Genomic DNA, 15,143 nt, shown 5'->3' with positions numbered 1-15,143 from the left:
CCTTAGAGGCGGAATGGCTAGACTTGAGGTAACGAAACCAACTTTGAGGGAAGATCGGACGTTTCCACATGAACATTTTCGACATCGCCCGAATGGCGGGTGTCTCGCGAAAAACCGTGCAACGAGTCCTCAACGGATCGCCGAGCGTCAGGCCCGAAACGAAAGCCCGAATCGAACGGATCATGGAGGACAACCATTACGAGCCGAGCGAGACCGCCCGTAATTTATCCGCCAGAAGAACGAGAACGATCGCCGTATTTATCGTTCAGAACAAGCTGCAATACGAGCTGCACACGGACGACCTTTACTTCGGGGCCGTAATCGGCGGCATCGTAAACGAATGCACCGCGAAGAATTACAAGACGCTCATCACGACGTTGGACGTCTCGAACCCGGAGCCTCTGCTCAGCGTATACAAGCAAAGAATCGCGGACGCCGGCATTATCGTCAGCTGGTCGAACGTGCAATCGATCGTCGATCGCGTGACGGATGCCGGATTCCTGATCGGGGTTTTCGATCCCGGCAACATTTCCCCCCATACGTCTCCTATTCCTTACCCCGCGTTCGACAATCGCGCCAGCGCGCGGGAAGCCGCAACGTACTTGATGGATCTCGGCCATACGGACCTGGCGATCGTCACGGGAGACCTGTCCAATGCCGCAGCTGCCGAGCGGCTGCGGGGTTTCCTGGAAGCCGCAGCCGAACGCGGCATCGCGGTTCCGGAATCCCGGATCCATTACGGTCAATTCGTCGAAGGAGACGGAGTACAAGCTGTCGAGCGGTGGATCGCAGCCGGCGACTTGCCTCGCGCGCTATTTTGCTCCAACGACCTCATGGCCTACGGTGCGCTCAAGGCGCTTATCAAGAACGGGATTCCCGTCCCCGAGCGGATTTCCATTCTCGGATTCGATGACCTGCTGATTTCGCAATACACGCATCCCCCGCTGACGACCATGCGGGTGCCCCGCGTTCTAATGGCGGAAAACTTGGCGGAACGGATGATCCGAATGCTGGAAGAATCGGCGTCACGCGAGGGGGGCGACCCCGACCGACGGTTTACCGCGGAGCTGGTCGAGCGGGAATCGTGCCGCACCGTTTGAAGAATCGATTGACAAGTGCTTCCTGTTGTCGCTATTGTTAAATTGTTTCCAAATGTCCCACGAGAGACATTTTTATTTGTTTCATGTCTCACGAGGGACATCGCCATGCAACCAAGTATTTCCCCGACTTCTTTGTCCCACGTGCTTCATCCAACCCCATCTCGTCACAAGGAGGCGATGTCTGCAATAAATCGATCCTGCAATATCCAACTCAAAACGGACATTGAAAGGAGTATGAGCCCATGCGATTCATTAGGTACCGATCATCTTGCGCGGCATTGCTGGCAAGCATCATGACGTTTTCCTTGTTTGCCGGCTCTGTAAGCGCTTCAACGAAGGAGGCGCCCGCTCCCGCCGCCAAGGATGTCACCGCCGCTCATTGGGCAGCAGGAGCGATCTACCGATGGCAGCAAGCCGGCGTGATCAGGGGTTACCCGGACGGCACCTTCCGCCCTTCTACCGGGATTTCGCGCGCTGAATTCGCTTCCCTCATGAACCGGACCTTCGGCTTGCCCGCCGTTGAAAACGCTTCCTCATATCCCGACGTGAAACCCGGAAGCTGGGCTCAAACGGAAATCGCGACTGCCATCGCCGCCGGTTACTTGAAGCTGGACGCGCACGGGCTGGCCCAGCCGAACGCGAAAGTTTCCCGCGCCGACGCCGCAAATGCGCTCAACGATCTATTCCGGTTCGACGTGCCGCAAACGGCAGACGCCGCCAAGTTCAGCGACATCGGCAGCCTTGATGCCGGCACGCGGGACAGCATTGCGGCCCTCGCTTCCCGCGGCTACCTGAAAGGCTTCGAGGACGGCACTTATCGTCCGAATCAGCCGATCACCCGTGCCGAAATCGCCGCCTTGCTCGATCGATTGATTGGCTTGCTGGTAAACAAAGCCGGCACTGCCACCTCCGCAACCCCGGTTGGCAATGTTGTCGTCACGGCGCCGGGTGCAGCTATCAAAGACGCGTTAATCGAAGGCAACCTGTATGTCACGCCGGGAGTCGGCGATGGGGATGCGGATTTCACCAATGTCACCGTCAAAGGTACCGCGTTCGTTGAAGGCGGCGGCGAAAACACGGTCACCTTCGCCGATTCGAAGCTGACGCGGATGAACATCGACAAGCCCGACGACAAAGTCCGCGTCCTCGTGACGGGCAACAGCGGCGTCAGCGAAGCAAAAGTGCAGTCCGGCGCCATCGTCGAAGGCAGCTTCGACCGGGTGACCGTCGTGCCGGACGCCTCCGGCAACGGACCGGCCACCGTCATCGTCCGCGGCACCGTGGACGAGTTGACGCTGGACAGCCGAGTGAGGCTGGTGCTGGAAGAAGGCGCTGTCGTCAAGCATTTGACCGCGACGCCGAACGCCGGCCAGTCTTCCATTGAAGGCACGGGCAAAGTCGAGAAAATCGACAACAAGGCAGACGGCCTGCGGCACAACGGCAAACCAGTGCCCGTTGCGATAACGCCGATTCCGCCCGCAACCGGAGGGAACGGCGGAACGCCGACGACGCCTTCCGATCCATGGACGCTCGTGTGGAGCGACGAGTTTAACGACGGCACCATCGATCCGGCCAAGTGGACGTACGACACGACAAACGGCGCTTCCGTCGGCAACCCGGGATGGGGCAATAACGAGCTTCAATACTACACGAATCGTCCGGAAAACGTGAAGGAGCAGGAAGGCAAGCTCTTGATCACCGCGCGCAAAGAACCGCAGAAATACGAAGGCTTCGATTACACTTCGGCGCGGATCAAAACGAAAGGCCTTTTCGCCAAGAAGTACGGCAAATTCGAAATTCGCGCAAAAGCTCCGACGGGGAAAGGCTTGTGGCCGGCCATCTGGATGCTCCCCGAGAACAACGTTTACGGCACCTGGGCCGCGTCCGGCGAAATCGACATCATGGAAGGCTGGGGCAGCCGTCCGCACGATATCGCCGGCACGATTCACTTCGGCCGGCAATGGCCCGGCAACACTTATTCCGGCAAGGAGTATACGTTCGCCAACAGTACGACCCATGACTTCCATACTTATTCCATCGAATGGGAGCCCGGCGAAATCCGCTGGTACGTCGACGGCCTGCTCTACTCGACGAAGAACGATTGGTACAGCAAAGGCGACGGCAATCCGGCGAACTTTGCGTACCCCGCTCCGTTCGACCAAGAATTCCACTTGATCATGAACCTCGCGGTCGGCGGCAATTTCGACGGAAATCCGACGCCGGAGACGCCATTCCCGAGCACGCTGGAAATCGACTATGTCCGCGTCTACGAACTGACGGGCCGTCCGTATCGGGATCCGGTGCCGGTGGCCATTCCCAGGGAAAACTACTTGCCTGGCGCCAACCTGCCCCAGGGCATCGACAAGGATCTCGTTTATAACGCCGACTACACGGAAAACATCGAAGGCGACGCGGGCATGGGCATTCCGGGAACCGCGCACTGGGAGCTGTTCAACGGCGAAGGCGGCGCGGGGAACGTAACGATCGATACGATCGACGATACCCGGTATGCCAAAGTCAACATCTCGTCTGGCGGAAGCCAGCTCTATTCCGTGCAGCCCAAAGCGATCGTATCACTGGCCAAAGGACGTTATTACAAGTTATCCTTCCAGGCGAAGTCAGACTCGGCAAGAAGCATGAACGTCAAGGTGACCGGAGGATCGGCTCGCGGATTCTCGGCCTACTCTCCTTCGCTTGACGCCAGTCTCACCGGCGATTTTCAAACTTACGAAATGTCGTTCCAGATGAAGCAGGATTCGGACAATGCGGCGCGCATCGAGTTCAACGTGGGCACGAACACAAAGCCGGTGTGGATTGGCAAAGTGAAATTAGTCGAAATCGAAGGCATTGCCTTCGATCACGATCTTCCCAAAACGCCGCTCGGCGACGGAAACCATATTTACAACGGAACGTTCGATCTCGGAGATCCGTACAGCCTGCAGAAAGCGGATCGTTTGGTCTATTGGCATTTGCTCGCCTCGGGCGGCGCCGCAGCGAATGCATCCGTCGATCCCGCTGCGCGCAAGCTGAAAGTGAGCGTAACGAACGGCGGCTCCGATTCCGGTCAAATCCGGCTTGTACAAAATGGAATTCAGTTGATACAGAACCAACGGTACCGGCTTACCTTTGAGGGAAGCGCGACGCCCGCCAAGCCGGTCGAAGCCGTTTTACTTAGCCAGGACGGGACGCAAGTGTACGCCTCCGAATCCGTCAACTTAACCGCTGCCGGCTCGGAAAGTGTCGTTTCCTTCACGATGAACGGCGCAACCACGAATGCGGCCCGACTGGTGCTGAAACTCGGAGGTTCTTCGGGCGAAATCCAATTGGATAATATCAAAATGGTCCGGACCAGCGCATACCTGGACCCTTCCGTCGTCAAGTTCCCGCTGCAAAATGGACAGTTCGACGCAGGAATGGCACCATGGCAAACGATTGGCATGGATGGCGCAACGGTTGCATCTTCGGTGTATCAATCCGAAGCCCGGCTGACCATCGGCTCCGTCGGCATCAATCCCTGGAGCGTCATGTTGCTGCAGGACGGTTTAACCGTGTCGGGCGGCGTCCAATACGCGGTTGAGTTCGACGCGCGGTCGACCGTGAACCGCACAATGGAAGTCATCCTCGAGAACAGCGCTTATCAACGCTCCTTCGACCAAACGGTAGACTTGACGCCGGGCAATCAGCGTTACCGCTTTGAATTTACGAAAGCCGGAAACGAGACGGTTTCGCTCAAGTTCCTGCTTGGCAACGTTCCCGGCGGCGCTCCTTCGGTAACTCATGCCGTCTATATCGACAATGTTGTCGTCGAACCGAAGCTGTCGGTTATGCTTGACAACAAGCTTCCTAACGGCGCGTTCGACACCGGAGTCAGCGGTTGGACGTCCTTCTTCGCGGATTTCCAAGGCGTGAGCGGAACCCTTGCTGCGGCGAACGGGGAAATGAAAGCCGCTTTGAGCGGCAGCGGGCCGGAATTCTGGTCGGCACAGATCGATTGGGAGAATATCGCGGTCGAGCAGGGCAAAAGCTATCGGCTCACTTTCGACGCCAGATCGAGTGTGAACCGGGACATCCAGGTGACGGTCGAGCACAAAGGCGGAGACTACGCGAAATATCTCGACTTGCGGCCGCTTTCCTTGACCGGCGGCATGAAAACGTACAGCTACACCTTTACCGCGGGTGCGACGGACAGCGGAGCCCATGTCAATTTCTTGCTCGGCGCGATTAACGGCCAAACGATTTCCGAGGCGCACGACGTCTACTTCGACAACATCAGTCTGGTGGAGGTGACGCTGCCTCCGGCGGAAGGGCACGCCCTCCGAAACGGAACGTTCGATTCGGATACGAGCGGATGGTCGCTCGGCACGGCGGACGGATCGAATGCGGCGATTTCGGTGGACGAACAACGGCTCAAGGTCCATTTTCCGAACTACGACGGCTGGTTCCAGTGGTCCACCATCGTGAATCAGAACGGCTTGCTGCTGGAAACCGGCAAAACGTACCGTTTCTCCTTCGAAGCCAGCTCCACTCTGGCAAAGCCGGTGCTTGTCGAAATCAAACGCGGTGATTCCGGATTCCATTTGACTACGCAAACCGTGAATTTGTCGACGGTTCCCCAGACGTTCTCCTGGGATTTCACCGTCACGGGCGCAACGGATCCGAACGCGCTTCTGCAGTTCCTGCTTGGCAGCAATAACGTGCCTGGAGAAAACTTCACGTCCCATAGCATTTTCATCGACAACGTCAGCTTGACCGAACTTCCTTCATGACGAAGCAATCCCCTTCGGACAACCGAAGGGGATTGCTCTTTAACCGACCGTGATGCCCTGCCGCCGCGAAGCGTTCCACTTCTCCAGCTCCGCCAGCTTCAAGTCGATGTACTTCCGGTACGTGTCGATATAAGCTTTCGGCTCCTTGGGATTCGCGAGCCTCGAGATTTCGCCCGTCCGCGCGTCCACCCATTTGCTCGTCGCCCCGCAGCCGAGTCCGACGATGGACTGCATCTCCTCGATGATGAGAATGTTGTACAGGCTGTCCATGCCTGGAAGCGCGTATCCGACGTTCTCGAGGTTGCCCAGGATGTTCTTCTGCCGGTACAAATAATAAGGCCCGTACCCGTGCTCCTCCGTCCACCTTGTCGCGTCCTCCATCATCCGGCCGATCTCCTCCCTCGTCGCCACCCGGAATTTCTCTTCGCCCCGATGCTGCGTCATTTCCGATGCCCGCTTGAAGCTGAGCGTGTGCACCGTGAGCGATTCCGGCATGAGCTTCTCCGTCTCGGCCAGCGTAAACGCGAAATGCTCCGGTCCCTCGCCGGGCAGCCCGATGATGAGATCCATGTTGATGTTATTCATGCCCGATGACCGGGCCAGCCGGAACTTGTCGATCGTTTCTTGCACGGTATGATGGCGTCCGATCACATCGAGCGTTTGCTGGATGTAAGACTGGGGATTGATGCTGATCCGGTGGATATTCCATTTCTTCAGCACGTCCAGCTTCTCCGGCGTAATCGTATCCGGGCGGCCCGCTTCCACGGTCAGCTCCCGGATGCGGTCCACGTCCGGGAACGATGCGTGCATCTCGGCATACAGCCTGTCCATCTCCTCGGCCGTAATGCTTGTAGGCGTGCCGCCTCCGAAATAAACGGTCGTGATTCGAACCCCATGGTCGCGCAGCCATCCCCCGATGACGCGGATTTCTTCATGCAGTCCGTGCAGGAACCCGTTTACCGAGCCCTGCCGACCGTTGATGTCATAAGCGGGGAACGTGCAATACGCGCACTTGGTCGGACAGAACGGAATACCGATGTAGACGCTCACTTCTTCGCGCAGGTCGTATAAATCCGGGAGAGAAGACAGCTGCCGGTCCACGATCCGTTCCATAAGCGCGATTTTCTCGTCCGTGACCAGATACTCCTCCCGCAGCGTCCGCCGAACCTCTTCCCTCGGCTGCCCCCGGCGCAGCCCGTCGTGGAGCAGCTTCGTCGGCCGCACGCCGGTCAGAATCCCCCATGGCTGCACCAGACCGGACTCCCGAGTCAGCACGTCAACGAGCGCGCGGCTCGCGGCCAGCCGAACGGCTTTGCGGCGCTCTTCCGGCGAGGCATTCCGCTCGAAACGGCCCGACCGTTCGGACGTATGCCGATCGACTCCCGCCGTCCGCAGCTTGGCCCACGCGAACGCCTCGCCGTCCTTCTCTTCATGGGATAGTTCGATTTCGATGTCCGCATCGGGCTTGCTTTCGGTTCCGAAGGTCACCTCCGGATTCTCGTAAAACAGCGGCACAATGTGGCAAAGCGCCCGCTCGTTGGAAGGATCGGCCGCTCTCAGATGGATTTTCATTTCGACTTTCTTCCCCTCTCCCGGCCCGTCGTTCGCCGGTCTATCCCCGCCCGCCCGGAGGCTGGCGTCTGCCGTTGCGCGTGCCTGCCGCAGGGCCGTTTCCCCACTCCTCCGCGAACTCCGTTCCCGGCGACTCGGGAAACGCCATCGCTTCCCTGCGCTCGGGATTCATGCCTTCCCTGGCCATCCGTTCGATTTTCGCTTCTTTGCGCGATTGCCGCATGCCGTTCATCCTCCGGTATCCCAAAGTTTCCCGACATTTAGTATGGCCGCGCCGAAGCGTCCGCAAACGATGGCAGCCTTGCAATTCGTTCCAGGAACGGCTGTCGACATGATCCTTCAACAAAACATGCGATTCGGAACGGGGCCTTTCAACCGTCAGCCGCGACTGTCCACGATCAGCGTCACCGGACCGTCGTTCACGAGCGCAACGTCCATCATGGCGCCGAATCGCCCGGTTTCGACCGGTACGCCGCGTTCTCCGAGCATTCCGTTGAACCGCTCGTACATCGCCTCTGCCGTCTCGGGACGCGCCGCTCCCATGAAATTGGGACGTCTGCCTTTGCGGCAATCGCCGTACAACGTGAACTGGGAAACCGACAGAATCGCCCCTCCGACGTCCGTCACCGACAGGTTCATCTTTCCGTCCGCGTCCTCGAAAATCCGCAGCCCCGTTAATTTGTCCGCCATCCAGACCAGATCGGACTCCTCGTCCTCCTGTCCGATGCCGACGAGCAGGAGAAGCCCCTGACCGATTTCGCCGACCGTTTGCCCCTCGACTTTGACATTCGCTTGCGACACCCGCTGAACGACTACTTTCACGATGTACCTCCGATTCTATCCTTGCATCATCCGCTGAACGGAGAAAATGTCCTTGACCCGCTTGATCTTCTCCACGACCGATGCCAGATGGTCCTTGTTGCGGATGAGAATGGTCATATGGATGATCGACATCTTGTTTTTGTCCGACCGTCCCGATACGGCCGAAATATTCGTCTTACTCTCCGAAACGGCCTGCAGCACCTCGTTCAGCAAACCGCGGCGGTCATGGCCGAGAATTTCGATTTCCACGCTGTAATTCGCTTCGACGGCATCCTCCCATTCCACCTCGATGACGCGGGCCGCTTCTTCGCCTTCCGCCGCCGCCGGGATGTTGGAGCAATCCGTCCGATGGACGGATACGCCCCGGCCGCGGGTGATGTACCCGGTGATGTCGTCTCCCGGAACGGGATTGCAGCACCTGGCGAAACGGACGAGCAGGTTGTCGGCGCCCCTCACCCGCACGCCATGGGTAGGCCGCTTGCGCATGGCGGCAGCCGCTCCCGCGTTCGGCTTCAATTCCTTGACTTCGGAAGTCAGCTGGATTTGCTGCGCTTCCTCGGCTTCCTTGCGAAGCTTCTCCGTCAGGCGGGTGCAGATCTGAGCCGCGGTGATGCCGCCGAAGCCGATCGCGGACATCATGTCCTCCGCGTCGTGGAACGTAAATTTTCGCGCGACCTCCTGCAGCTTGTCTTCGGTCATCCATTCCGGCGGTTCAAGTCCGATCCTCCGCAGCTCCCGTTCGAGCATGTCCCGGCCTTTGGCGACGTTCTCCTCGCGTTTCTCCTTCTTGAACCACTGGCGGATTTTGGCCCTCGCGTGGGACGATTGGGCGATCTTGAGCCAGTCCTGGCTCGGTCCGTAGGAATGCTTGGACGTCAGGATTTCCACGATATCTCCGGTCTTGAGCTTGTGGTCGAGCGGCACGATCCTTCCGTTGACTTTGGCGCCGATCGTGCGGTTGCCGACCTCCGTGTGGATCCGGTACGCGAAATCGAGCGGGACGGAGCCCGCGGGCAACTCGAACACCTCGCCCTTCGGCGTGAAGACGAAGACGAGGTCGGTGAAGAAATCCATTTTGAGCGATTCCATGAATTCGGCCGCGTCCCGCGTCTCTTGCTGCAGCTCGATGATTTCGCGGAACCAGTTCATTTTCTCCCCGAAGCTGCCCGGCACGACGCCCTGCTCTTTACCGTCTTTGTAAGCCCAGTGGGCGGCGATCCCGAACTCGCTCGTCCGGTGCATTTCGTACGTTCGGATTTGCACCTCGGTCGGTTCGCCGTTCGGGCCTACGATGGTCGTATGCAGGGACTGGTACATGTTCGCCTTCGGCATGGCGATGTAATCCTTGAAGCGCCCCGGCATCGGCTTCCACAGCGTATGGATGATGCCCAGCGTCGCGTAGCAGTCCTTCACGTTGTCGACGAGGATCCGGATCGCGAGAAGATCGTAAATCTCGTCGAATTGCTTGTTGCGCGTCGTCATTTTCTTAAACACGCTGTAAATATGCTTCGGACGGCCGCTGAGATCGCCCTGGATGCCCATTTCGCTGAGCTTCTCCTGGATCTTCGAGATCAGTTCCCCGATATAATTCTCCCGTTCGGCGCGCTTCATTTTCATCAAATGGGCGATCCGGTAGTACTGCTGGGGGTTCAGGAAACGGAGCGCGATGTCTTCCATTTCCCACTTGATCGTGCTGATCCCGAGCCGGTGGGCGATCGGGCAATAGATTTCGAGGGTTTCGTGCGCGATGCGGCGCTGGCTCTCCTCGGATTGGAACTTCAGCGTGCGCATGTTATGGAGCCGATCCGCAAGCTTGATGAGAATGACGCGGATGTCGTTGGCCATCGCCACGAACATTTTGCGGTAGTTCTCGTTCTGCTGCTCTTCTTTGGAGCGGAATTGGATGCGTTCGAGCTTGGTGAGGCCGTCGACGAGCCCCGCCAGCGTCTCGCCGAAACGCGCCTGCAAATCTTCCACCGTCACGTTCGTGTCTTCGACGACGTCGTGCAGCAGAGCCGCCTCGACCGTCACGACGTCCATTTGCATGCCCGCCATGATTTCGGCTACCGCGACGGGATGCAGGATGTAAGGTTCTCCGGATTTGCGCGTCTGTCCGCGATGCGCTTCCTCCGCGAATTCATAGGCGTCCCGTATCCGCTTCAGATCCTGATCTTTCATATAGGAAGAAGCTTTTTCGAGAAGCTGCTCGATGCCCATTTCTTCTATCCTTTCCGGTGGCTGTCCACCGAGAGTTCCCCATGAGATATTCCTTCCATTATGCCTCTTGGCGGCGGGAACCGTCAACCGTCGACGCTCGCGGAACGGCCTGCGGGACGCAAGAAACCGCTGGAAGACGATTACCTACCCGAACGTTGTCAAAAGATGTAAGATGGGAAAGACTTTTCGATATGACGCTGTGGGAGGATCACTTGTGAAAAGAGAAATCGGAGTACACGAAAGGCCGCCGCTCGGCGCGAGTTGGTTTCTGAGCCTTCAGCACCTGTTCGCGATGTTCGGCTCGACCGTACTGGTCCCGTCTTTGCTCGGCGTGGATCCCGCGGTCTGCCTGCTCATGAACGGCATCGGCACGCTGCTGTACATTTGGATCTGCAAGGGCCGTATCCCGGCTTACTTGGGTTCGAGCTTCGCCTTCATCGCGCCCGCGGGCGCGGTCATCGGAACGGCCGAAGCGCCCGGACTCGGCTATCCGGCCGCACTCGGCGGATTCATCGCGGCCGGTCTCGTGTTTATTGCCGTCGCGCTCCTCGTCCGCTTCGCCGGCACGAAATGGATCGGGGTCGTATTTCCCCCCGCGGCCATGGGCGCCATCGTCTCGGTCATCGGGCTCGAACTCGTTCCGGTCGCAGCCCGCATGGCAGGCTGGATATCGGACGGCAAGCCGGATTGGACGCCGAACCCCGATCAGATCCTGCTGTCGACCGCGACGCTGGCCGTCACCGTCATCGGTTCCGTCGTGTTCCGCGGGTTTCTGAAAATCATTCCGATCCTGTTCGGCATCATATTCGGCTACGTGCTCGCTTGGGCGATGGGGATGACGGACTTCTCGGGAGTGGGCGAGGCTTCCTTCTTTACGTCTCCGACATTTACCGCTCCCGAATTCAAATGGATGGCGATCGCGACGATCGTTCCCGCTTCCCTGGTCGTCATCGCGGAGCATATCGGCCATCTGATCGTGACGGGCAACATCGTGGGCAAGGATCTGTCCAAGGACCCCGGTCTTCACCGCTCCATGCTGGGCAACGGGATCTCCACCGTGATTTCCGGGTTCGTCGGCTCCACCCCGAATACGACGTATGGGGAAAACATCGGCGTTCTGGCGATCACCCGGGTGTATTCGACCTTCGTCATCGGCGGTGCGGCGGTTATCGCGATTCTGCTGTCCTTCCTGGGCAAATTCTCGGCGCTCGTGAAGGGAATTCCGGTTCCGGTCATGGGCGGCGTATCGCTGCTGCTGTTCGGCGTCATCGCGGCCTCCGGCCTCCGGATGCTCGTCGAAGCCAAGGTGGATTACGGACGCCCCTCCAACCTGCTGCTCACGACGGTCGTTCTCGTCACCGGGCTGTCGGGCGTGAAAATCACGATCGGGGACTTCTCGCTGTCGGGCATGGCGCTCGCCACCGTCGTCGCGATCGTGCTCAGCCTGCTGTTCAAGCTGTTCGAAATCAGCGGGCTCTCGAACGACCGGGAAGCGGGACATTGAGTTTCGCCATCCCCCTAAGGGATCGCCATCCCCGTTGAGTCCCCCTTCCCCGGAAGGGGGATTCCGAGACGCTGCGCCCTCCGGACACCCGCGACTCGGGTTTTGGAGCTCTAGGGGGACTGAGGTGCGGGGAGATGCTATTCCGCCTGCGAGTGACTTTCAGATCGAAAGAACCGAAAGATCAAAAGAACCGCTGCTCCTGACTTTCGCGGAGACGGCGGTTTTTCTTTTTTGAGAAGCAAATTTTCCATTGTCACCCCATCGGATTTCTCTTATACTTGGGAATATTTACACGAGCTCGATTGCGATATGGGAGGGAGAGCATGCTGCAGGCTTACGCGTATATCACCAAAATGCGCATTCTAACCAATCTAGCCTACCGTTTCGAAGTTTTCGCTTCGATCGGGTCCAACCTGATCCTGCTCGTCGCTTCCGTATTCTTGTGGAAGGCTGCGTACGGCGGAGGCGTCGTGCGATCGGGCGGTATCGGCTTGCAAGACATCGTTACCTACACCATCGTTTCCGTGCTTCTGGCATCCATATTCGTGTGCGGCGTGCAAGACACGATCTACTATAAAATCCGGGAAGGCCAGATCGTCACGGATTTGTACCGGCCGATTCCCCTGCTCGCCGGTTACCTCGCCGACGACTTGGGCAGCATGGCGAGTGCTCTCGTGAATAAAGCGATCCCCCTGATCGTGTTCGCCTCCCTGTTTTTCGGCTTTCCGCTTCCGCACTCCGTCTCCGGCCTTCTCCTGTTTATCCCAAGCTGCATGTTCAGCTATGCGATCTTATGGCTGCTCAGCGCACTCGTCGGATTGGTAGCATTCTGGGTCATGGAGCTCGGCAACATGGGCAGCGTGAAGGACGCCATCGTCCGGGTGCTGTCCGGCAGCCTGGTGCCGCTCTGGTTTTTCCCGGAGGGGGTGCAGACCGTTTCGAAATATCTCCCATTCCAGTATACCTATCAGACGCCCATCGGCATTTACATCGGCGCTGCCGGCACATCGGAAGCGCTGCAAGCGATGGCGGTGCAAGGATTATGGATCGGGATCCTCTTTGCGGCGGTCGTCCTGTTTTGGAAAAAAACGAAAACCAAAACGTTGATCCAGGGGGGCTGAGACGCGATGTTGCAGACATTGAGACATTACGGCTCGGTTGCCGTCTGCTTCGCCCGGTTGGCCATCCAGCGACAATTGGAATATCCCTTGTTCCTCGTCAGTTGGTTCCTCATGATTCCGATCCAATATTTCTCGGGTATCTGGATGCTCAAAATCCTCGTCGATCGCTTCCAGCCGCTGAACGGATGGGACTTTCCCGAGCTGGCCTTCGTTTATGGGCTGGGATTGATCAGCCACGGCATCATGGTCGTCTTGTTCATCAACACGTGGCATATTGACAATATGGTCATTAACGGACAGTTCGACAGGCTGCTGCTTCGTCCGATGAACGTATTCTTTCAATTGGTCTCGAGTTATTTCAACTTTATCGGGCTGATCGACCTGATACCGGGAACCGTCGTATTTCTGTACGGCTGCCACCTCGTCGGGTTCGAATGGACGTTCGCGAATATGATCAAGCTCATCCTCGTCCTTATCGGCGGGGTGCTGATCCGAGCCTCGTTGTTCATTGCATTGGGCACGATCGCCTTCCGGACCAAAAAAAACGCGTCCATGGTCGGATTCGCCTTGTCCTTGCTCGAGCGCGCGACGATGTATCCGCTCAGCATTTATCCGTATGTCATCCAAGTATTATTTACGTTCGTCATTCCGATCGGGTTCATCAGCTTCTACCCGGCGGTCGGTTTCCTCGGCAAAAGCAGCGGATTTCAAATTCCGTTCGATCTGGCGCTATGGACGCCTGCGGTCGGCATCGTCTGTTTCCTGCTTTCGCAGCAGCTGTTTAAAAGCGGTCTGAAACATTATGAAAGCTCCGGTTCTTAAAAGGGACGAGAGGTGATAGAAATGGCAGCCGTTATCGAGGTCAAAGACATCGTCAAAGAATACGTGGTCGCCAAAAAGGAGAGCGGATTGCGGGGAGCGCTCAAAGGGCTGCTGTTTCCGGACAAGAAGGTCGTGCGGGGAGTCGACGGTATCAGCTTTTCGATCCAACCCGGCGAAATCGTCGGCTATATCGGTCCGAACGGAGCCGGCAAGAGCACGACGATCAAAATGCTCACGGGAATCCTCCATCCGACCTCCGGCTCCATCCGGGTGTGCGGCATTTCGCCGCAAGCGGACCGCAAAGCCGTCGTGCGCAAGCTGGGCGTCGTCTTCGGGCAGCGTACCCAGCTTTATTGGGACCTGCGTCTCGGCGAGTCTTTCGAGCTGCTCCGTCGCATCTACCAGATCGATGTCTCCGTCTACGAAGAAAACCTGAACGAACTTAGCCGCGTGCTCCGGTTGGAGGAATTCATCGACACGCCGGTCCGGCAGCTTTCGCTCGGTCAGCGGATGCGGGGAGATTTGGCGGCCGCCATGCTGCATTCCCCTTCCGTGCTATTCCTGGATGAGCCCACGATCGGACTCGATGCGGAAGCCAAACACGCAATCCGCTCGTTTATTAAGGAAATGAACCGGCTTCGGGGCGTAACGGTCATCCTCACGACGCACGATCTCGATGACGTCGAGCAGCTTTGCGACCGCCTTGTCATCGTCAATCACGGCAAAGTCGTCGAAGACGGGCCGATTGACGCGTTGATCGGCAAGCTGACCCCGCGCCGGATGCTCGTCATCGACCTGCAGGAGCCCCGTGACGATTTGACCCATCCGGCAGCGGAAATCGTCAAGCAAGAAGGATTGAAGGTGTGGTATCAGTTCGAGAAAAGCCGAATCTCGGCCGCCGAATTGATCGCCGACTTGTCGCGCAAGCTGCCGATTCAGGATTTGAGCGTGAAAGAACCGGACATCGAGGACGCAATTCGGGAAGTCTATAAGGGGCCGAGCGCCTAAGCCCCCTTCGGGAATTCCGCCAACCCCCAATGCCCCCCTTCTCGGGATCGCCATCCCCCTAAGTCCCCCTTCGCGGGATCGCCATCCCCCTAAGTCCCCCTTCGCGGGATCGCCATCCCCCTAAGTCCCCCTTCGCAGGATCGCCATCCCCCCATGTCCCCCTTCGCAGGATCGCCATCCCCCTATGTCCCCCTTCGCAGGATCGCCATCC

At 58.3% G+C, this 15,143-nt stretch carries 10 protein-coding genes; 6 read left to right on the top strand and 4 right to left on the bottom strand.

The genetic code is table 11. The features are described 5' to 3' along the window. The first annotated feature begins 68 nt into the window (after positions 1 to 68). The gene (locus GE107_RS03140) at positions 69 to 1,100 is read left to right on the top strand and encodes a LacI family DNA-binding transcriptional regulator (RefSeq protein ID WP_219638042.1); all 1,032 of its coding nucleotides are present in this window, start codon (positions 69 to 71) and stop codon (positions 1,098 to 1,100) included. Between the two features lie 242 nt (positions 1,101 to 1,342). Next, positions 1,343 to 5,866, top strand: coding sequence for a carbohydrate binding domain-containing protein (locus GE107_RS03135; RefSeq protein WP_219638041.1), 4,524 nt, complete (start codon positions 1,343 to 1,345; stop codon positions 5,864 to 5,866). A 39-nt stretch (positions 5,867 to 5,905) separates the two neighbouring features. Here the strand turns inward: GE107_RS03135 and GE107_RS03130 are convergent, their stop codons facing one another. The 4 genes from GE107_RS03130 to GE107_RS03115 form a co-directional block, all read right to left on the bottom strand. Next, positions 5,906 to 7,438, bottom strand: a complete 1,533-nt coding sequence (locus GE107_RS03130; RefSeq protein WP_219638040.1) for a coproporphyrinogen III oxidase — start codon at positions 7,436 to 7,438, stop codon at positions 5,906 to 5,908. A 40-nt stretch (positions 7,439 to 7,478) separates the two neighbouring features. Further along, positions 7,479 to 7,661: a hypothetical protein gene (locus tag GE107_RS03125; RefSeq protein ID WP_219638039.1), complete on the bottom strand. Its 183-nt coding sequence runs from the start codon at positions 7,659 to 7,661 to the stop codon at positions 7,479 to 7,481. A gap of 155 nt (positions 7,662 to 7,816) precedes the next feature. After that, positions 7,817 to 8,260: a D-aminoacyl-tRNA deacylase gene (gene dtd / locus GE107_RS03120; RefSeq protein WP_219638038.1), complete on the bottom strand. Its 444-nt coding sequence runs from the start codon at positions 8,258 to 8,260 to the stop codon at positions 7,817 to 7,819. Positions 8,261 to 8,275: 15 nt separating this feature from the next. Beyond that, entirely contained in the window at positions 8,276 to 10,477 is a 2,202-nt protein-coding gene (locus GE107_RS03115) for a RelA/SpoT family protein (RefSeq protein ID WP_219638037.1), read from the bottom strand. A 214-nt stretch (positions 10,478 to 10,691) separates the two neighbouring features. Here GE107_RS03115 and uraA point away from each other — a divergent pair, with 214 nt between their 5' ends. From uraA to GE107_RS03095, 4 genes are all read left to right on the top strand, one after another. After that, positions 10,692 to 11,981, top strand: a complete 1,290-nt coding sequence (gene uraA / locus GE107_RS03110; protein ID WP_370636226.1) for a uracil permease — start codon at positions 10,692 to 10,694, stop codon at positions 11,979 to 11,981. A gap of 323 nt (positions 11,982 to 12,304) precedes the next feature. Then, positions 12,305 to 13,102, top strand: coding sequence for an ABC transporter permease (locus GE107_RS03105; RefSeq protein WP_219638035.1), 798 nt, complete (start codon positions 12,305 to 12,307; stop codon positions 13,100 to 13,102). Positions 13,103 to 13,108: 6 nt separating this feature from the next. Further along, complete coding sequence (locus GE107_RS03100) at positions 13,109 to 13,924, top strand: ABC transporter permease (protein WP_219638034.1); 816 nt, start codon at positions 13,109 to 13,111, stop codon at positions 13,922 to 13,924. 21 nt (positions 13,925 to 13,945) lie between these two features. Further along, on the top strand, positions 13,946 to 14,932 hold the full coding sequence (locus GE107_RS03095) for an ABC transporter ATP-binding protein (protein WP_219638033.1): 987 nt from the start codon (positions 13,946 to 13,948) through the stop codon (positions 14,930 to 14,932). The last annotated feature ends 211 nt before the right edge of the window (positions 14,933 to 15,143 follow it).

The organism is Cohnella sp. CFH 77786 (assembly GCF_019400745.1).
In the GTDB taxonomy this organism is placed as follows: domain Bacteria; phylum Bacillota; class Bacilli; order Paenibacillales; family Paenibacillaceae; genus Cohnella.
The sequence above is the reverse complement of the archived record's forward strand: the minus strand, read 5'-3'. Positions and strand labels throughout refer to the sequence as shown.